Here is an 18,673-nt window from a genome sequence, read left to right as displayed (position 1 = left end):
CGCATCACGACGGACGCGCGGAAGCCTTCGTCAATTCTACGACCTCGCGCGCCGCCTCGGCGACTTCTGCGTTCACGACCCGGTAGTCGAACTCGCCCTGGGCCGCCAGTTCGACCCGCGCGGTGCGTAGGCGCCGGGCGCGTTCCTCCGCATCCTCCGTGCCGCGTCCGACCAGGCGCTGCACGAGCTCGTCCCAGCTCGGCGGAAGCAGGAACACGAGCGCGGCGTCCGGCGCGGCAGCCCGCACCTGCCTGGCTCCCTGCAGATCGATCTCCAGCAGAACCGTGCGACCATCGGCCAAGGCACGCTCGATCGGTCCGCGGGGCGTTCCGTACCGGTACTTGTTGTGCACGGTCGCCCACTCCAGCAGTTCGCCGCGCTCGATGAGCTCATCGAAGGCGGCGTCGTCCACGAAGAAGTAGTGCGTGCCGTCGACCTCACCGGGACGCGGCGGGCGCGTCGTCGCAGAGACGGAGAGAAGGATCTCCGGGTAGTGCTCCTGGATATGGGCGGCGACGGTGCCCTTGCCGACGGCGGTGGGCCCGGCGAGGACCAGCAGGCGGCTGCGGGCGGCTCGTGGCTGCGGCTCCGGGAGCCGCCCGTCGAGCCACTCCTGCAGCGCGGCACGCTGGCGCACCCCGAGCCCGCCGAGACGCTTCACGGGCGAGATACCGAGGTCGGCGAGGATGCGGTCCCGCTTGCCCTCGCCGATGGCCGGGAGCGAGGTGAGGAACTCCGGGACGCGCAGGGTCCCGGCCGCGGATGCGGGGTCGACCAGAGCCCGTCGCAGCACCTCCTGGCCACTGATCACGCGTGTCGAAAGGTCGCGCTTGAGCGATGCGCGGGCGCGACGGGCCTCGACGGCTCGGCGCGATGCAGCGGCCCGGTCGACCTCGGGCGGCGTTCGACTGTCAACCACGGCGAACCTCCGAATAGAGTGCGCGCCTCTCGTCGATGCGAGCGGCGAGACCGGCAGGACCCGCCGAGAGGATGCTTCTGCTCTCGCTGGCGACCACCTGCGACGCCACGTAGCCGAAGAGCGCGCCGAGGTCGGACGGCTGGGCGCCCTGCGCGCCGAAGCCCGGCGCCAGGATCGGTGTTCCGGCCAGCACCGTGTCGGTGAGTCCGAACGACGCACGCTCCAACGTCGCCCCGACGACGACGCCGGCGGGTCCGAGGGCGCCCGCGCTTCCCACGTTGTAGGAGCCCACCTCGCGTGCGACGCGGGCTGCGAGCGGCTCGTCGTCGCCGGCGGACGCATCCACCGGGATGGCGGTCTGCACAACGGCGGCCTCGCGATTGCTCGTGGCAGCGAGGACGAACACGCCCTTGTCCGCCCGGATCGCGCGCGTGATCGTCTCGTGCAGGGACTCGGGTCCGAGATACGGGCTCAGGGTGAGGGCGTCGGCTTCCAAGGGCGCACCCGGCTCGAGCCACGCGGCGGCGTAACCGTCCATCGTGGTGCCGATGTCTCCGCGCTTCGCGTCGGCGATCACGAGCAGTCCCGCATCCCGCGCCGCCGCGAGCACGTCCTCGAGAGCGGCGTAGCCCGCCGATCCGAACCGCTCGTAAAAGGCGACCTGCGGCTTGACGACGCCCACCCGCCCGCGAGCCGCATCCACGACGCGCAGCCCGAACTCGCGCACTCCGGCGGCGTCTTCGCCGAGACCCCAGGCGCGCAGGAGCTGTGCGTGGGGGTCGATCCCCACGCACAGCTGCCCGTACTCGTCGAGCGCGGCCTGCAGCCGCGTTCCGAAGCCGGCTGCGCTCACGCGCGCGCCGCCCGCTCCACCGCGTACTCCTGCAGACTCTTCACGTCGAAGCCCTCTCGCAGCACCGGCAGCGCGCTCACGGCAGCGCCGAGGACGGCCATCGTCGTGAACAACGCCTTGTCCGCGGCCACCGCGGCCGCGCGGATCTCATAGCCGTCCGCGCGGGCCAGGCCGCCGCTGGGCGTGTTGACGATCATGTCGATCTCACCCGCGTTGATGAGGTCGACGATGTTCGTCTCCCCCGTCTCCTGCGTCGCCGAGTACTTGTTGACGGTGCGCACGGCGATGCCGTTGCGGGCGAGGATCTCCGCCGTGCCCTCCGTGGCCACGAGCTCGTAGCCGAGCTCCTGGAGACGGTGAGCAGGCAGGATGACGGCGCGCTTGTCCGCGTCTGCGACGGAAATGAACACCGTGCCCGACAGGGGCATCCCGCCGTACGCGGCCTGCTGGCTCTTCGCGAACGCTGTCGGGAAATCGCGGTCGAATCCCATGACCTCACCCGTCGAGCGCATCTCGGGGCCGAGCACGGAGTCGACGGTCTGGCCGTCCTTCGTGCGGAACCGCTTGAAGGGCAGTACCGCCTCCTTGACCGCGACCGGTGCGTCGAGCGGGACACGGGAGCCGTCCTGTTCGGGCAGCATCCCCTCGGCCTTCAGCTCGGCGATCGAGCTGCCCGCCATGATGCGGCTCGCCGCCTTCGCCAGCGGGATGCCGAGCGCCTTGGAGACGAAGGGAACCGTGCGGCTCGCCCGCGGGTTCGCCTCGATCACGTAGAGCACGCCCGCGCTGATGGCGAACTGCACATTGAGCAGACCCCGGACGCCCACGCCCTGCGCGATGGCGAGCGTCGCCTCGCGGACCCGGTCCACGTCCGTGCGGCCCAGTGACACGGGCGGGAGGGTGCAGGAAGAGTCGCCGGAGTGGATGCCCGCCTCCTCCAGGTGCTCCATCACGCCGCCGATGTACAGCTCGTCACCGTCGAACAGAGCGTCCACGTCGAGCTCGATCGCGTCGTCCAGGAACCGGTCGACGAGAAGGGGGAGCCCTGGGCCGATGATGGCCGCCTCGGCGATGCGGACGAAGTAGTCGCGAAGCGCGTCCGTCGAGTAGACGATCTCCATGCCGCGGCCGCCGAGCACGAAGCTCGGACGCACGAGCACCGGGTACCCGATCTCCTCGGCCACGCTCACCGCGCCCTCGACGTCGATCGCCGTACCGCTGCGCGGTGCGACCAGTCCCGCGTCGTCCAGCAGACGCGAGAACAGCTCGCGCTCCTCCGCCAAGTCGATCGCGGCGGGGCTCGTGCCCAGGATGCGGTAGCCGGCCGCCTCGATGCCCTTCGCGAGACCCAGGGGGGTCTGACCACCGAGCTGGCAGATGACTCCGAGGATCTCACCCGACGCGCTCTCTGCGTGCAGCACCTCGAGCACGTCTTCGAGCGTGAGAGGTTCGAAGTACAGCCGGTCGCTCGTGTCGTAGTCGGTCGAGACCGTCTCAGGGTTGCAGTTGATCATGACCGTCTCGTAGCCCGCGTCCGAGAGCGCGAAGCTCGCGTGCACGCATGAGTAGTCGAACTCGACGCCCTGACCGATGCGGTTGGGACCCGAGCCGATGATGACGACCTTGGTGCGCTCCGAGGGCGACACTTCCGTCTCGGCGTCGTAGCTCGAATAGTGGTACGGCGTGAGCGCGGGGAACTCCCCCGCGCACGTGTCGACGGTCTTGTAGACGGGCCGGAGTCCCAGTGCGTGGCGGATGCCGCGCACCTCGGCCTCGCCGATCCCGCGGAGCTCGGCGATCTGCACGTCGCTGAAGCCGTGCTCCTTCGCGACCCGCAGGACCTCGGCGTCGAGCTCGCCGGCTGCGCGCACGAACTCGGCCACCTCGTTGATGAGGGCGATCTGGTCGAGGAACCACGGGTCGATCGCCGTCGCCTCGAAGGCCTGCTCGATCGTGGCGCCCTTGCGCATGGCCTGCTGCAGCACGACGATGCGGCCGTCGGTCGGGGTGGCCGCGATCTCGAGCAGCTCGTCGACCGAGCGCGTCTCCTCACCCCAGTGGAAGCTGGAGCCGCGCTTCTCGAGCGAGCGCAGCGCCTTCTGCAGGGCCGTCGCGTAGTTGCGGCCGATCGCCATCGCCTCGCCGACCGACTTCATAGTGGTCGTGAGGGTCGTGTCTGCCGCGGGGAACTTCTCGAAGTTGAAGCGCGGGACCTTGACGACAACATAATCCAGCGTCGGCTCGAAGCTCGCCGGCGTCACCTTCGTGATGTCGTTCGGGATCTCATCGAGGCGGTAGCCGATCGCGAGCTTGGCAGCGATCTTGGCGATCGGGAAGCCCGTGGCCTTGGAAGCCAGCGCCGAGGAGCGCGACACGCGCGGGTTCATCTCGATCACGATGATGCGCCCGGTCACGGGGTCGACGGCGAACTGGATGTTGCAGCCGCCGGTGTCGACGCCCACGCGCCGGATGATCTCGATCCCGATGTCGCGCAGCTTCTGGTACTCGCGGTCGGTCAGCGTGAGCGCGGGGGCGACGGTGATCGAGTCGCCCGTGTGCACGCCGACGGGGTCGACGTTCTCGATCGAGCAGACGACCACCGTGTTGTCGGCGGTGTCGCGCATGAGCTCGAGCTCGTACTCCTTCCACCCGAGGATGGACTCCTCCAGGAGTACCTCGTTCGTGGGCGAGTCGTGCAGCCCCGCGCCCCCGATGCGGCGGAGGTCGGCCTCGTCGTACGCGAAGCCGGAGCCGAGCCCGCCCATCGTGAACGAGGGGCGAACAACGAGCGGGTATCCCAGCTTCTCCGCCCCGGCGAGCAGTTCGTCCATGGAATGACAGATGACGGAGGCGGCCACATCCGCGCCGGCCTCGATCACCAGCTCCTTGAAGATCTGGCGGTCCTCGCCCTTGTTGATGGCCTCGAAGTTGGCGCCGATCAGCTCGATGCCGTACTTCTCCAGCACACCGTTCTTGTGCAGGTCGATCGCCGCGTTGAGCGCCGTCTGGCCACCGAGCGTCGGCAGGATCGCGTCGGGGCGCTCCTTGGCGATGATGGTCTCGATGACCCGCCAGTTGATGGGCTCGATGTAGGTCGCATCGGCGAAGTCGGGGTCGGTCATGATCGTGGCCGGGTTGGAGTTGACCAGGATCACTCGCACACCCTCGGCGCGCAGCACGCGGCACGCCTGGGTGCCCGAGTAGTCGAACTCGCAGGCCTGACCGATGACGATCGGGCCGGAGCCGATGACGAGGACGGAGCGGATGTCGTCGCGCTTGGGCATTACTTGGTGTCCTTCTTGCTCTGCTCGGCGATGACCATGTCCCGGAACCGGTCGAAGAGGTAGTTCGCGTCGTGCGGGCCCGCAGCGGCCTCCGGGTGGTACTGCACGCTGAACGCGGGGATGTCGAGAGCGCGCAGGCCCTCGACGACCTGATCGTTTAGGCCGACGTGACTCACCTCGACGCGGCCGTAGCCGTTGGGGCTGTCGCTCACGCCGTCCAGGGGCGCGTCGACCGCGAACCCATGGTTGTGAGCGGTGATCTCCACGCGGCCCGTCGTGCGGTCCATGACGGGCTGGTTGATGCCGCGGTGGCCGAAGGGAAGCTTGTAGGTGCCGTAGCCCAGCGCGCGCCCCAGCAGCTGATTGCCGAAACAGATGCCGAAGAACGGCAGGCGGTCATCGAGCACCGCGCGCAGCAGCTCCACGTGGCCGGCGGATGCGGCCGGGTCTCCCGGGCCGTTGGAGTAGAACACGGCGACGGGCTCGATCGCGCGGATCTCGTCGATCGTGGCGGTCTGCGGCAGCACGTGCACGTCGAATCCGCGGGCGGCGAGGTTGTCGATCGTCGCCTGCTTCACACCGAGGTCGAGCACGGCGAGGTTGCCGACGCGCTCCGCGGTCGCAGGCGTGACCTCGGTCTCGGAGACGGACACCGCGGCGGAGAGGTTCTGCCCCGCCATCGCCGGCGCCTCGCGCACGATGCGCAGCTGCTCTTCGGGGTCGATAGATGCGGCGTCACCCGAGAAGATCCCGCCGCGCATGCTGCCGGCGGAGCGGATGTGGCGCGTCACGGCCCGGGTGTCGATCCCGCTGATGCCGACGATCCCGTCGTTGGTCAGTGCCTCGTCGAGCGACTCGTCGGCACGCCAGTTGGACACGATCCGCGAGGGGTCGCGCACGATGTATCCGGCGACCCAGATGCGACGCGACTCGGGGTCCTCGTCGTTGACACCCGTGTTGCCGATGTGGGGCGCGGTCTGCAGGACGATCTGTCCCGCGTAGGAGGGATCGGTGAGGGTCTCCTGGTAGCCGGTCATCCCGGTGGCGAAGACGACCTCACCGAGGGTCGTGCCGGTGGCGCCGTAAGCGCGGCCGGTGTGGCGTGTGCCGTCTTCGAGGACGAGGACGGCCGGTCCGGTGCGGAAGAGAGTCATACGTCGGTTCCCGTCGAGGTGGGGTGGGGCAGGATCGCGTCGAGGGCGGCGGCGACCGCGCGCGCCGAGGCGTCCTGCGGGCGGAAGTAGGAGTCGACGAGCGTGTCGTCGTCGATGCGCCAGGTGAGGCGGGCAAGCCCGTCGCGTTCGACCACGCGGTCGATCGTGACGGTGGCCTGCTGAGCGGACTCCAGGCGCGTTCTGTCGATGAACACCGGCTCGCCGCCGTGAGCGAGCAGCGCCACGCCGGCGTCGGTGATCAGAAGGTCGGCCTTGGCGCGGAATCCGAGTCCTCGAACGGCGAGACGTTCCAGGGCGGTGTCATGCGCGGTCGTCGCGACGTACAGGCCGACGAAGCGTGCGAGCACCTCTGCCCCGGCGGGCGGCGATCCGAGCGGCGCGGCAAGGCCGCTGTCTCGTCGCACTCGACGCCGCCAGCCCCAGAAGGTGAGGCCGATCAGCAGCAGTGCGACGGCGAGCATGACCAGCAGCGCGCTCTCCCGGCTCATGCGTGCACCTCCGCCGCATCCGCCACGACGCCGTCGCGCACGGTCGCCGTGCCGGCGCGGAACGTCCACCGCGTCGAGCCCGGCAGCTCGCGCCCGAGGTAGGGCGAGTTGGTGCTGCGTCCGCGCAGGTCGTCGACGGCGAACCTCGTGCGCACCGTGTCGTCGTACAGCGCCAGGTGCGCGGGCTCGCCGACGGCGAGGGGGCGACCGTGACCCTGCAGACGGCCGATCGCCGCGGGGGCGCTGCTCATGACCCGCGCGACATCCGTCCAGTCGAGCAGACCGGTCTCGACCATGGCGTGGTGCACGACGCGCAGCGCGCTTTCGAGTCCGACCATGCCATTGGCTGCCGCCTGCCACTCGCAGGCCTTGGCCTCGGCCGGATGCGGTGCGTGATCCGTCGCGACGATGTCGATCGTGCCGTCGGCGAGGCCCTCCCGGACCGCCTGAACGTCCTCGTCGCGCCGCAGCGGCGGGTTCACCTTGAACCGCGCGTCGTACCCGCGCACGAGCTCCTCGGTCAGCAGCAGGTGGTGCGGGGTGACCTCCGCGGTCACCGCGATCCCCCGCTTCTTCGCCCAACGGATGATGTCGACGCTGCCGGCCGTGGAGAGGTGGCATACGTGAAGGCGGGAACCGACATGCTCGGCGAGCAGGACGTCGCGCGCGATGATCGACTCTTCCGCGACTGCGGGCCACCCGGTGAGGCCCAGCTCCGCGGAGACGGCGCCCTCGTTCATCTGGGCGCCTTCGGTCAGCCTCGGATCCTGCGCGTGCTGCGCGATCACACCGTCGAAAGCCTTCACGTACTCGAGGGCGCGACGCATGATGAGCGGATCGAAGACGCAGAAGCCGTCATCGCTGAAAACGCGAACGCGTGCACGGGAGTGCGCCATCGCGCCCAGCTCCGCCAGGCGCTCGCCCTTCTGTCCGACCGTGACCGCGCCGATGGGCTGCACGTCGACGAAGCCCGCGGCCTCGCCGAGCGCGAGCTCCTGTTCGACGACTCCTGCCGTGTCGGCGACGGGCGAGGTGTTCGGCATGGCGAACAGCGCGGTGTACCCGCCCGCGGCGCCGGCCCGGGAGCCGGTGAGGATGGTCTCCGACGCCTCGTAGCCGGGCTCGCGCAGGTGTGTGTGCAGGTCGACCAGACCGGGCAGGGCGATGAGGCCGTCGGCGTCGATGATCTGGGCCCCGGCGCGGCTGAGGCCGCTCCCCAACTCCTGGATGAGGCCGTCCGCGACGACGAGATCGACCGCAGCGGCACCGACCGGTCGCACACCGCGGATCACGTACGTTCCGCTCATGACGCACCTTCTTTCTCGGAGGCGGGGCGTTCGCCCGCAAGCAGCAGGTACAGCACGGCCATCCGCACGGATACGCCGTTGGTGACCTGCTCGAGCACCGTGGAGCGCGGCGAATCCGCCGCCGCAGCGGAGATCTCCAGACCGCGGTTCATCGGCCCAGGGTGCATCACAATGCTATCGGCCGGCAGCGCGTCGAGACGCTCGCCGTCCAGGCCCCACGCTCTCGCGTACTCGCGTTCCGTCGGGAAATACGCCGCGTTCATCCGCTCGAGCTGGATGCGCAGCATCATGAGAGCAGCCGGACCGGCGGCGATGGCACGGTCGAGGTCGTACTCGACCGTGGCGGGCCACGCCGAGACGTCCTGCGGGATGAGAGTCGGCGGCCCGACGAGAGTGATCCGCGCGCCCAGCGTGTGCAGCAGCCACACGTTGGAGCGCGCGACACGGGAATGCAGGATGTCGCCGACGATCGCGACCGACACACCCGAGAGGTCGCGCCCCCGGCTGTCTCGGCCGAAGAGGCGCTTGCGGAGCGTGAACGCATCCAGCAGCGCCTGTGTCGGATGCTCGTGAGTACCGTCGCCGGCGTTGACCACACCCGCGGTGATCCAGCCGCTGGTGGCGAGTGTGCGCGGTGCGCCGGAGGCGCCGTGCCGGATGACGACCGCATCCGCTCCCATGGCCTGCAACGTCTGGGCGGTGTCCTGGAGGGACTCCCCCTTCGACACGCTTGAACCCTTGGCAGAGAAGTTGATGACGTCGGCGGACAGGCGCTTCGCCGCCGCCTCGAACGAGATCCGGGTGCGGGTCGAGTCTTCGAAGAAGAGGTTCACGACCGTCTTTCCCCGCAGTGTCGGCAGCTTCTTGACCTCGCGCTGCTGCGTGTCGGCCATGTCTTCGGCGACGTCGAGGATGCGCAGGGCCTGCTCGCGGCCGAGCGTGCGGGTGTCGAGGAGATTCCTCATGACTCGATCGTCACCTCCTCGACGCCGTCGGTCTCGGCGAGCCGGACGTTGACGCGCTCGTCGCGCGCGCTCGGGAGGTTCTTGCCGACGAAGTCTGGGCGGATCGGGAGTTCGCGATGTCCTCGGTCGATGAGGGCCGCCAACCGTACCGCGGCGGGGCGTCCGATGTCCTGGAGCGCGTCGAGGGCGGCGCGGATGCTGCGCCCGGAGAAGAGCACGTCATCGACCAGGACGACCGTGCGCGCGTCGATGCCTTCCGCGGGGATATCGGTGCGATGCGGAGCCCGGGTGGGGTTGCTCGCGAGATCGTCGCGGTACATCGTGACGTCGAGGGCCCCCACGGGTACCGGTGCGCCGCCGAAGTCGGACACGAGGGCGCCGATGCGACGTGCCAGCGGAACTCCTCTGGTCGGGATACCGAGGAGCACCAGTCCCTCCGGACCGCGGTTGGATTCCAGGATTTCGTGGGAGATCCGAGTCAGGGCTCTGGCGATGTCGGCCTCATGCAGCACGGTGCGCGTGCTCATCCGCCGCTCCCTTCTCCGCCTCACGGGACGGTGTTAAAGGTTGCTGTGGTTTGCAGACAGACTATCCCAGAGAGTCCGCTCCGCGCTCGGTGGTGCGGACGCTGTTAGGCTCGCGTGCGTTCCTATGACCAGTTCTTCCGCCCGTCCCGCGCGCCCATCCGACGCGCCGGCGACGCCGACCCCCATTGCCGCCGCGAGCGGGCGGGCATCCGGCAAGGCGATCCTCCTCGGCGAGCATGCCGTCGTCTACGAACGGCCGGCGCTGGCCATCCCGCTCTCCGCGCTGCAGGTACGAGCGGACGTTCGCCGAACGAGTGGTCCGAGTGTTCTGCACAGCGCGCTCTACGACGGTCCGCTCGCCGCGGCGCCCGCACGCCTGGGGCCCACGGCCATGGCGGCAGCCGCGGCGCTCGAGGTGGTCGGCGCCACCGGCGATTCGATCGAACTGCGCATCGAGAGCAACCTGCCTGCGGAGCGCGGTGTCGGATCCTCTGCCGCCGTGGCCGCTGCCGTCGTGCGGGCCGTGACCGCGGCCTACGGGATCGTCCTGGATGCGGCCGAGGAGCACGAGGTGATCCAGCGTGCCGAGCGGGTCGCACATGTGGCACCGAGCGGTCTCGACGCGCACGCCGTACGCGCCGGCGCACCGATCTGGTTCGAGGGCGGAGCCGTATCGCCCGTCGTCGTGGCCGCCCCGCTCACGTTCGTGATCGCCGACACCGGTGTCGCCGGCCGCACAAGGGAAGCGGTCGCCGGCGTGCGTGCACGTCACGATGAGGACCCGGCGGGCACGACCGCGCTGCTCGACGAACTGGGCGAACTCACGCGCGAGGCGCGCGCGCACCTCGCCGCGGGCGACGCGCGAAGCCTCGGTGCGGTCATGGACCGCGGCCACGCGGCGCTCGACCTCCTCGGCGTGGGCGATCCGGCGCTCGACGAGCTCGCGACGACCGCGCGCGCACACGGCGCCTGGGGCGCGAAACTGACCGGCGGAGGGCGCGGCGGTTGCATCCTCGTGCTCACCCGAGACGACGAGAGCGCTGCCGAGATCGCCGGCGCCCTGCGTGCCGCGGGAGCGGCCGCGACCTGGACCACCACGGTGGAGGCGACGACATGACCGAGGCCCGCGCAATCGCGCATCCGAACATCGCCCTGGTGAAGTACTGGGGCAAGCAGGACACCGGGCTCAACCTCCCGGCGACCGGCAGTCTGTCGATGACCCTGGGCGTGTTCCCCACGACCACCACGGTCGTCGTGGACGACTCCCTCGATGCCGATGTCTTCGTGTTGAACGGCCGAGAGCAGTCCGGCGTTCCCGCCGAGCGCACCGCGCGGTTCCTCGATCTCGTGCGCGTGCTCGCCGGCACCGGGCTGCGAGCACGGGTGGAGTCGCACAACACCGTGCCCTCCGCGGCGGGCCTCGCCTCCTCCGCCGCCGGCTTCGCCGCGCTCGCAGGTGCGGCCGCATCGGCCTACGGACTGCAGCTGAGCGCACGGGAGCTCAGCAGACTCGCCCGCCGCGGCTCGGGTTCCGCCGCCCGTTCGATCTTCGGCGGCTTCGCCCTCTGGCACGCCGGCGACGACGAGCAGTCGTACGCTGAACCGCTGCCGGCACCGGCGGATCTTGCCATGGTCGTCGCGATCGTGGACAGCGGCGAGAAGCAGGTCTCGAGCCGGGAGGCGATGCGTCGCACCGCCGCCACGTCTCCCTTCTACCCCGCGTGGATCACCTCGACCGCCCTGACGCTCGAGGAGGCACGGCGTGCCTGTGTCGAGGGCGACGTCGCCGAGCTCGGACGACTCACCGAGAACAACGCGCTGCGGATGCACGCCGTGATTCAGGCTGCCGCGCCCTCCATCCGTTACCTGGCTCCGACGAGCATCGCGCTGTTCGACCGCGTGGCGGCGCTGCGCGACGCGGGCCTCGAATCGTATGCGACGGCGGACGCAGGCCCGAACGTCGTCGCGCTGTGCCGCGCCGCCGACGCGGAAGCCGTCGCGGGTGAGCTCGGCGCCCTCGCTGAGACGGTCGTGGCGCTGCCCGGGCCGGGGCTGGTGGTCGGCGGGCGGTCCGTCGAATGACCGCCCCGATCATCGTCCGCTCGCCCGGCAAGCTCTTCATCGCGGGCGAGTACGCGGTCGTGACGCCCGGAGAGCCGGCGGTGCTCGTCGCCGTCGATCGCTACCTGACGGTCCGCCTCACGCCCAGTGCCCACTCGGGCAGCATCCACTCGCCCGAGTTCGGCCGGACCCCCCTGGTCTGGGGCCGTACGGGCGACGGCCTCACGATAGACACCGAGCACCATCCCTATGAATACGTGCTCGCAGCCATCACCCTCGCCGAACGTCTGCGCTCCGAGCGCGGGTTGACCGCGCACTACTACGACCTCCGCATCGACAGCGGACTGGACGACGCGTCCGGCCGCAAGTTCGGCCTCGGATCCTCCGCAGCCGTCACGATCGCGACGATCCGCGCCATCGACGAGTTCTACGGATTCGGACTCTCCCGTCGCGACGTGTACCGCCTCGCGCTGCTGGCCACGGTCCAGGTCGCACCGCAGGCGTCCGGCGGTGACCTGGCCGCGAGTGCATTCGGCGGTTGGATCTCCTACCGCTCCCCCGACCGGCGACTGCTGCGAAAGGCCCTCGACGAAGGCGCGCCGGTCGCTGAACTGCTGGCGTCGGACGGGTGGGAGCCGCTGGACATCGCCCGCCTCACGCCGCCCGCATCCCTCCGTTTCCTCGTCGGGTGGACGGGTCGTCCCGCATCCACCGCGCGGCTCGTCGACGCGGTGCGCGACGGTTCCGGTGCCATGGACTACCCCGCGTTCCTGCTCGACTCACGCGCGTGCGTGACGGACCTGGCGCGCGCCCTGGACGAGGGCGACGACACCGCCACGCTCGACGCCGTCCGTCGGGCCAGGCGCCTGCTGCGTCGGCTCGGACGAAGCGCCGGCGTGGCCATCGAGACGGACGCGCTCGCGGCGCTCTGCGACACCGCCGAATCTGCCGGGGCCGCCGCGAAGTCGTCGGGCGCCGGCGGTGGGGACTGCGGCATCGTGCTGGCTCCGGAGGATGCCGACATCGCCGGCATGCTCCGCGATTGGGAGGAACGCGACATCCGGCACCTGACCCTGTCGGTGTCCCCCGCCGAGGGAGGTGCGCCGTGAGCGCCGCGGACCGCAAAGACGATCACGTCCGGCTCGCCGCGGCCCAGCATCCGCTCGTGGCCGGCAATGCCTTCGACGACGTGCGCCTGCTCCATCACGCCCTGTCCGGCATCGACGCCGCCGACGTGACGCTGGACACCGAAGTGGCCGGGCTGCACTGGTCGGCTCCGTTCTACATCAACGCGATGACCGGCGGCAGCAGCCGCACGGGCGAGATCAATCGCGCTCTCGCCGCCGCCGCCGCCGCAGCGGGCGTGCCGATCGCGTCCGGCTCGATGAGCGTCGCGCTCGACGACCCGGATGCCGCCCCCACATTCCGCGTACTGCGCGAGCAGAACCCCGACGGACTTCTGTTCGCCAACATCGGAATCGAGCGATCCGCGGACGATGCGCGACGCGCCGTCGCCCTCATCGACGCAGATGCGCTGCAGATCCACGTGAACGCCGTACAGGAGATCGTCATGCCCGAAGGCGGGCGATCGTTCGGGCACTGGGTCTCGTCCCTCGAGCTCATCGTCGCCGCCGTGAACGTCCCCGTCATCGTCAAAGAGGTCGGCTTCGGCCTCAGCCGGAGCACGCTGTCCGTCCTCGGAGAGATCGGGGTCTCCGCGGCGGATGTCGCCGGGCGCGGCGGAACGGACTTCGTGCAGATCGAGAACGCGCGCCGGACGGACGCCGATTTCGGCTACCTGTCCGGATGGGGGCAGAGCGCCGTCGAGTGCCTGCTCGACGCGCCCTCCGACGCGCCGTCGCTGCTCGCTTCCGGAGGCGTGCGCACGCCCCTCGACGTCATCCGAAGCCTCGCCCTCGGAGCGGGCGCCGTCGGTGTCTCCGGCACTTTCCTGCGGACGGTGCTCGACGGCGGCGCGGATGCTCTCTCCACGGCGCTCGACGCGTGGAAGACGCAGCTGCGGTACGTCATGACCGTGCTCGGGGCGCGCACGAGCACCGACCTGACCCGGACGGACCTGATCATCGGCGGCGCGACCGCCGAGTTCGCGCGGGCACGCGCGATCGATATCACCTCGCTGGCGCATCGCTCCGATGCGCTCGGCGCACCTGGAAGGAGCCGGAATGACCGGTGAGTTCACGACCGTCCCCACACGCTGGGTGGGTCCGCTACGCCTGAGCGGCGACGTCACGGGCGAGCAGGAGGTTCCCCTCGCCACCTACGAGAGCCCGCTCTGGCCCTCCGTCGGGCGCGGCGCGCGCGTGTCGCGCTTGGTCGACGACGGTATCCGGGTGACGGTCGTGGATGAGCGGATGACGCGTTCCTCGCTGTTCACCGCCATCGACGCCGCGACCGCCGTCCGCGCCGGACGCGACATCCGAGGCCGCTTCGCCGAGCTCGCGGCGACCGTGGCCGCTCAGAGCCGCCATGCTCGACTGCTCGATGTCGACACCGAGGTCGTCGGCAACCTGCTCTTCGTGCGCTTCGCCCTGTCGACCGGTGACGCCTCCGGGCACAACATGGTGACCCTGGCCGCCGAGTCGCTGATGACCCAGATCCTGCAGTGGCATCCCGAGCTGGAGTACGGATCGATCTCCGGCAACTACTGCTCCGACAAGAAGGCGACCGCCGTCAACGGCATCCTCGGCCGCGGGCGCAATGTCGTCGCCGACATCCTCATCCCCGCCGAGCTCGTTCAGACGCAGCTGCGCTCCACCGCAGCGCGGATCGTCGAGCTGAACACCCGCAAGAACCTCGTCGGCTCCACGATCGCTGGCGCGTTGCGCTCGGCCAACGCCCACTACGCGAACATGCTGCTCGCGATCTTCCTCGCGACCGGTCAGGACGCCGCGAACATCGTGGAAGGGTCGCAGGGAATCACGTGGGCCGAGGTCCGCGGCGACGGCGACCTGTACTTCTCATGCACGCTGCCCACCCTCATCGTAGGCACGGTCGGCAACGGCAAGGACCTCCCCCAGGTCGAGGAGGCGCTCACTCGCCTCGGATGCCGCGAGGAGCGCGAGCCGGGTGAGAACGCCCGGCGCCTGGCCGCTCTCGTGGCAGCGACGGTGCTCTGCGGCGAGCTCTCGCTCCTGGCCGCCCAGACCAACCCCGGAGAACTCATGACCTCCCACCTCCAGCTGGAGCGCAACGGAAAGGCCACGCGATGACGGCGCCCCTGATCGGTATCCACGACCTGGCGGTCGCGACCGCCGGCCACGTACTGGAGCTCGACGACCTGGCGGTGGCGACCGGGGTCGACCCCGGCAAGTTCCACATCGGGCTCGGCCAGGACCAGATGAGCGTCCCCGGTCCGGATGAGGACATCGTCACGATGGGGGCGACGGCCGCCCGGCGCATCATCGACCGGCATGGCGTCGACGGCATCCGCACGGTCTTCTTCGCCACCGAGTCCGGCGTCGACCAGTCCAAGTCCGCCGGCGTCTGGGTGCACGATCTGCTGCAGCTGCCGTCCACGAGCCGCGTCATCGAGCTCAAGCAGGCCTGCTACTCCGCCACCGCCGCACTGCAGGCGGCGGCAGGGCTGGTCGCTCGTGAGCCGGGATCGAAAGTGCTCGTCATCGCGAGCGACATCGCGCGTTACGAGCTCGACTCGGCCGCCGAGCCCACTCAGGGCGCGGGCGCTGTCGCCATGCTCGTCACCGCGGCTCCCGCCCTGCTGAGCATCGAGCCGGCGACGGGACTGCACACCGCTCACGTCGACGACTTCTGGCGGCCGAACGACAGCGTGACCGCTGTCGTCGACGGCAAGCTGTCCATCGACGCGTATCTCGACGGCTTCGTCGGTGCATGGGACGACTATCGTGCCCACGGCGGGGTGGACGCCGCCAAGATCGACGTCTTCACCCATCACCAGCCCTTCACGCGGATGGCGGCCAAGGCGCATCGCCGTCTCGCCGACCACCTGGGTACGGAACTCGCAGACGAGCGCTATCTGCGCTCCACGCTCTACAACCGGCGCATCGGCAACTCGTACACCGCATCGCTGTACTTCGGACTCGCCGCTCTTCTCGACGGCGACGATGACCTCACCGGCAAGCGCGTGGGCATGTTCAGCTACGGCTCCGGCAGCGTCAGCGAGTTCTTCGCGGGTGTGGTCCAGCCCGGTTACCGTGGGCACACCCGCGCCGATGAGACCGCGGAGCTGCTCGCCGCGCGCACGCGCGTGGATGTTCCTGCGTACCGTGCGCTGCATGCGGCAGCCCACCTGGGGAGCCGTCAGGATGTGGCCGTACCGGCGCAGTCTCCGTGGCCGTACCACTTCGCGGGCGTGCGGGGTCGCGCCCGCCAGTACACCGTCGACCAGGCCTGATCCCCGTCGCCTCGTTCCTCCCCGCTCGCGGAGCCGGGAGGAACGAGGCGACGGCGGCTCAGACGCCGGAGGCGAGCTCGGCGGCCGCGCGCGACGCGCGGATCGGGTGTCCCTGCGTCGTCAGGCAGCGTCCGCTCGCGAGATCCCACTTCCAGTCGTGCAGACTGCATGTCAGCACACCGTCCTCGATCTTGCCGGTCTTCGTGAGGTCCGCGCGCAGATGGGGGCAGCGGCGCTGCACCACCCAGTCGCCCAACTGGGCATCCTCGGTCTGGTCGGACTGCTCGGCGTACCAGTTCTCGACGTACTCGATGCGGTCGCGTGAGAGGCACTTGAGGAATGTGGTGAGGAACTCGTTGAACTTGCCGCTGCGTCCGACCTCGAACTGCATGGACAGGAAGATCGAGTTGGACCAGTCGATCTCATGATCGGCGATGTTGGTGGAGACGAGGTCGGCCGGGATCGTGTACCAGTAGATGCACTCCTCCCCCGCATACTCGCGGACCTTCGCCTTCGGGAAGTCCACCACCATATCCAGTTCGCCGATGCGGAACCGGACATTGCCCCCCACTCCGTTGCGGATCGTACGTGCACGGCGCAGCAGCGGTTCCCACCACTCCTTGATGGCGGTAAGCATCTCGGCCGGCGGCAGCACCTCGGACCGACTCGCCTCCTCGTCGCGGATCTCCTGCTGACGACTGTCGCGCTGCTCGGCGAGGTAGGCCCACTTGTCGGCGAACATGCGCTCGATCTCGGCTTCGGTGTACAGGGTCTGCGTGACCTCGATCGCACCGTGGTTCAGATCGACCTGCGTGCCGGGTATGAACAGATAGCCCTTCTGCTCGGGGCGATGCTCCGCCATGTGCGCGAGGAACTCGCTCTGATCGGTGAAGATCGAGTCGTTCTCGAGACCGAGACCGTTGTAGCGGAACAACTCCTCGCGCAGGAACATCGGCGGACCGGCCATCGGGAACACGTGCTCGGCGTCGACCTTCTCGATGTAGTACATCGCGCGCTTGTTCTGCGCGTCGCGTTTGAGCTTCGCGAAGTTCTGCTTCGCATCCTGTGGCAGGTCGTAGACCATCGGCCACCAGATGGCTCCGGAGACCTGCGTGAAGTAGGCATCGGGCTTCGAGAACGAGAGCAGCTTCTCGAGATCGAGCGGGTGCGAGTCGTTCTGGTTCAGGACGGAAGCGGATCCATCGGCCACGCTCAGGGACGAGTCTCCGATAGGACCGTCACTGGGCGCCCGCAGCGGCGTGACCATGACGGACAGCTCGCCGTACTGCAGCGGAACGCCCGCCTGCGTGTAGACGATGTTCTCGTAGCCGAGGGCACGCAGATCCTGCTCGAGATCGTCCGTCGGATAGTCGGGAAGGAGCACGGGAATGTCCGGGCGCACGTACCGCTGGAGCAGCCGGGGGTCGAAGTGATCGCGGTGCCGGTGCGAGATGTACAGGAAATCCGCCTGTCCGAAACGCTCCCAGTCGAGCGCGCGGTTGTCGGGGAACGGGAACCACGACCCGAAGAACGAGGGGCCGATGACGGGGTCGCAGAGGATGCTGCCGCCTGCCGTCTCGATGAACATGCCCGCGTGGCCGAGACCCGTGATGCGCATAGAAGAGTCCTTTCCGCCTTCGAGTCTAGGCAGCCGCGGCTGTGTGTCCCGTCCGCACCGCCGGGGGCCCACCGCTCGCGGATCGGGCCCGCCGCTCGTGCCTCAGGCGGAGCGGGCGATCCGCGCGAGCACGCCGTGGACGAAGGCCCCGGCTTCGTCGGTCGAGTACTCCTTTGCCAACTCCACGGCCTCGTCGATGGCGACGGCGACGGGAACCTCATCGTTGAAGACGGCTTCCCACACGCCGATGCGCAGGACGGCGCGGTCGACGGCCGGCATCCGCTCGATCTTCCAATCGCGCGCGTGGGTGACGATCTGCTCGTCGATCTCGTCGCGATGGTCGATGACGCCATCGACGATGTCGCGCGCGTAGAGCCAGGAGCTCTGACGGTCGGGTTCGCCCGCCGCGCGGGAGGCCTCTGCGGCGAGGATCGCCGCGGGGTCATCGCCGCGGACGTCGGCCTGGAAAAGGATGTCGAGGGCGCGCTTACGCGCCTTGCTACGAGCGCTCACCCGTCAGCTGACGCGGCCGAGGTAGTCGCCCGTGCGCGTGTCGACCTTGACCTTGGTGCCCGTCTCGACGAAGAGCGGGACCTGGATCTCGTGACCGGTCTCCACCGTTGCCGGCTTCGTTCCGGCGGACGAGCGGTCGCCCTGGAGACCCGGCTCGGTGTAGGTGATCTCGAGAACGACGGAGGCAGGCAGCTCGATGTAGAGCGGGTTGCCGTCGTGGAGCGCAATCTGCACCTGCTGGTTCTCGAGCAGGTAGTTGGCCGCATCGCCGACCGTCGCCGCACCCACCGTGATCTGGTCGTAGTCGGCGACATCCATGAAGACGAAGCCCTCACCGTCGTTGTAGAGATAGGTGAAGTCGCGGCGGTCGACGTTCTGGATGTCGACCTTGGCGCCGGCGTTGAACGTCCTGTCGACGACCTTGCCGGTCATGACGCTCTTCAACTTCGTGCGCACGAACGCGCCGCCCTTGCCGGGCTTGACGTGCTGGAACTCCACGACGTTCCACAGCTGTCCGTCGATGCTGAGGACGACGCCGTTCTTGATGTCTGCGGTAGATGCCATGGGGGT

The 18,673-nt window shown here is 69.5% G+C and carries 17 protein-coding genes; 6 read left to right on the top strand and 11 right to left on the bottom strand.

Translation table 11 applies throughout. From position 1 onward, the window contains the following. Positions 1–4 precede the first annotated feature (4 nt). Genes gmk through pyrR form a run of 8 tightly spaced genes read right to left on the bottom strand, consistent with a single transcriptional unit; the run spans position 5 to position 9,518 of the window. Positions 5–919: a guanylate kinase gene (gene gmk / locus ACYVJS_RS12450; RefSeq protein WP_460740231.1), complete on the bottom strand. Its 915-nt coding sequence runs from the start codon at positions 917–919 to the stop codon at positions 5–7. Beyond that, positions 912–1,772 carry an orotidine-5'-phosphate decarboxylase gene (pyrF, locus tag ACYVJS_RS12445; protein ID WP_460740230.1) on the bottom strand — a complete coding sequence of 287 codons (861 nt, stop codon included), beginning with the start codon at positions 1,770–1,772 and terminating at the stop codon, positions 912–914. Before pyrF ends, gmk begins: the two co-directional genes overlap by 8 nt. Next, positions 1,769–5,056 carry a carbamoyl-phosphate synthase large subunit gene (gene carB / locus ACYVJS_RS12440; protein ID WP_460740229.1) on the bottom strand — a complete coding sequence of 1,096 codons (3,288 nt, stop codon included), beginning with the start codon at positions 5,054–5,056 and terminating at the stop codon, positions 1,769–1,771. The genes pyrF and carB overlap by 4 nt, the downstream gene beginning before the upstream one ends. Beyond that, complete coding sequence (gene carA / locus ACYVJS_RS12435; RefSeq protein ID WP_460740227.1) at positions 5,056–6,210, bottom strand: glutamine-hydrolyzing carbamoyl-phosphate synthase small subunit; 1,155 nt, start codon at positions 6,208–6,210, stop codon at positions 5,056–5,058. Before carA ends, carB begins: the two co-directional genes overlap by 1 nt. Continuing rightward, positions 6,207–6,719, bottom strand: coding sequence for a PH-like domain-containing protein (locus ACYVJS_RS12430; protein ID WP_460740226.1), 513 nt, complete (start codon positions 6,717–6,719; stop codon positions 6,207–6,209). Before ACYVJS_RS12430 ends, carA begins: the two co-directional genes overlap by 4 nt. Further along, positions 6,716–8,026 carry a dihydroorotase gene (locus ACYVJS_RS12425; RefSeq protein WP_460740225.1) on the bottom strand — a complete coding sequence of 437 codons (1,311 nt, stop codon included), beginning with the start codon at positions 8,024–8,026 and terminating at the stop codon, positions 6,716–6,718. Before ACYVJS_RS12425 ends, ACYVJS_RS12430 begins: the two co-directional genes overlap by 4 nt. After that, positions 8,023–8,991: an aspartate carbamoyltransferase catalytic subunit gene (locus ACYVJS_RS12420; RefSeq protein WP_460740224.1), complete on the bottom strand. Its 969-nt coding sequence runs from the start codon at positions 8,989–8,991 to the stop codon at positions 8,023–8,025. The genes ACYVJS_RS12425 and ACYVJS_RS12420 overlap by 4 nt, the downstream gene beginning before the upstream one ends. Further along, entirely contained in the window at positions 8,988–9,518 is a 531-nt protein-coding gene (gene pyrR, locus ACYVJS_RS12415; protein WP_460740223.1) for a bifunctional pyr operon transcriptional regulator/uracil phosphoribosyltransferase PyrR, read from the bottom strand. The genes ACYVJS_RS12420 and pyrR overlap by 4 nt, the downstream gene beginning before the upstream one ends. 124 nt (positions 9,519–9,642) lie before the next feature. Here pyrR and mvk point away from each other — a divergent pair, with 124 nt between their 5' ends. The 6 genes from mvk to ACYVJS_RS12385 are packed head-to-tail and all read left to right on the top strand — an operon-like array spanning position 9,643 to position 15,972. Next, positions 9,643–10,635: a mevalonate kinase gene (mvk, locus tag ACYVJS_RS12410; protein ID WP_460740222.1), complete on the top strand. Its 993-nt coding sequence runs from the start codon at positions 9,643–9,645 to the stop codon at positions 10,633–10,635. Next, positions 10,632–11,600, top strand: a complete 969-nt coding sequence (gene mvaD, locus ACYVJS_RS12405) for a diphosphomevalonate decarboxylase (RefSeq protein WP_460740221.1) — start codon at positions 10,632–10,634, stop codon at positions 11,598–11,600. Before mvk ends, mvaD begins: the two co-directional genes overlap by 4 nt. After that, positions 11,597–12,688: a phosphomevalonate kinase gene (locus tag ACYVJS_RS12400; RefSeq protein ID WP_460740220.1), complete on the top strand. Its 1,092-nt coding sequence runs from the start codon at positions 11,597–11,599 to the stop codon at positions 12,686–12,688. The genes mvaD and ACYVJS_RS12400 overlap by 4 nt, the downstream gene beginning before the upstream one ends. Beyond that, positions 12,685–13,773, top strand: a complete 1,089-nt coding sequence (gene fni, locus ACYVJS_RS12395) for a type 2 isopentenyl-diphosphate Delta-isomerase (RefSeq protein WP_460740219.1) — start codon at positions 12,685–12,687, stop codon at positions 13,771–13,773. The genes ACYVJS_RS12400 and fni overlap by 4 nt, the downstream gene beginning before the upstream one ends. Further along, positions 13,763–14,809: a hydroxymethylglutaryl-CoA reductase gene (locus tag ACYVJS_RS12390; protein ID WP_460740218.1), complete on the top strand. Its 1,047-nt coding sequence runs from the start codon at positions 13,763–13,765 to the stop codon at positions 14,807–14,809. Before fni ends, ACYVJS_RS12390 begins: the two co-directional genes overlap by 11 nt. Continuing rightward, positions 14,806–15,972 (top strand): hydroxymethylglutaryl-CoA synthase, encoded by a 1,167-nt coding sequence (locus ACYVJS_RS12385; protein WP_460740217.1) that lies wholly within the window; start codon positions 14,806–14,808, stop codon positions 15,970–15,972. Before ACYVJS_RS12390 ends, ACYVJS_RS12385 begins: the two co-directional genes overlap by 4 nt. 58 nt (positions 15,973–16,030) lie before the next feature. Here the strand turns inward: ACYVJS_RS12385 and ACYVJS_RS12380 are convergent, their stop codons facing one another. The 3 genes from ACYVJS_RS12380 to efp all read right to left on the bottom strand — a co-directional run bounded on the left by ACYVJS_RS12380 (position 16,031) and on the right by efp (position 18,667). Beyond that, entirely contained in the window at positions 16,031–17,590 is a 1,560-nt protein-coding gene (locus ACYVJS_RS12380; RefSeq protein ID WP_460740216.1) for a Rieske 2Fe-2S domain-containing protein, read from the bottom strand. Positions 17,591–17,692: 102 nt separating this feature from the next. Then, on the bottom strand, positions 17,693–18,103 hold the full coding sequence (nusB, locus tag ACYVJS_RS12375) for a transcription antitermination factor NusB (protein WP_460740215.1): 411 nt from the start codon (positions 18,101–18,103) through the stop codon (positions 17,693–17,695). Between the two features lie 3 nt (positions 18,104–18,106). Next, positions 18,107–18,667 (bottom strand): elongation factor P, encoded by a 561-nt coding sequence (gene efp / locus ACYVJS_RS12370; RefSeq protein ID WP_344228046.1) that lies wholly within the window; start codon positions 18,665–18,667, stop codon positions 18,107–18,109. Between the last annotated feature and the right edge of the window lie 6 nt (positions 18,668–18,673).

It is taken from the genome of Microbacterium neimengense, assembly GCF_054782995.1.
Note: the sequence above shows the minus strand (reverse complement) of the source record. Positions and strands in the feature narration are given on the sequence as shown.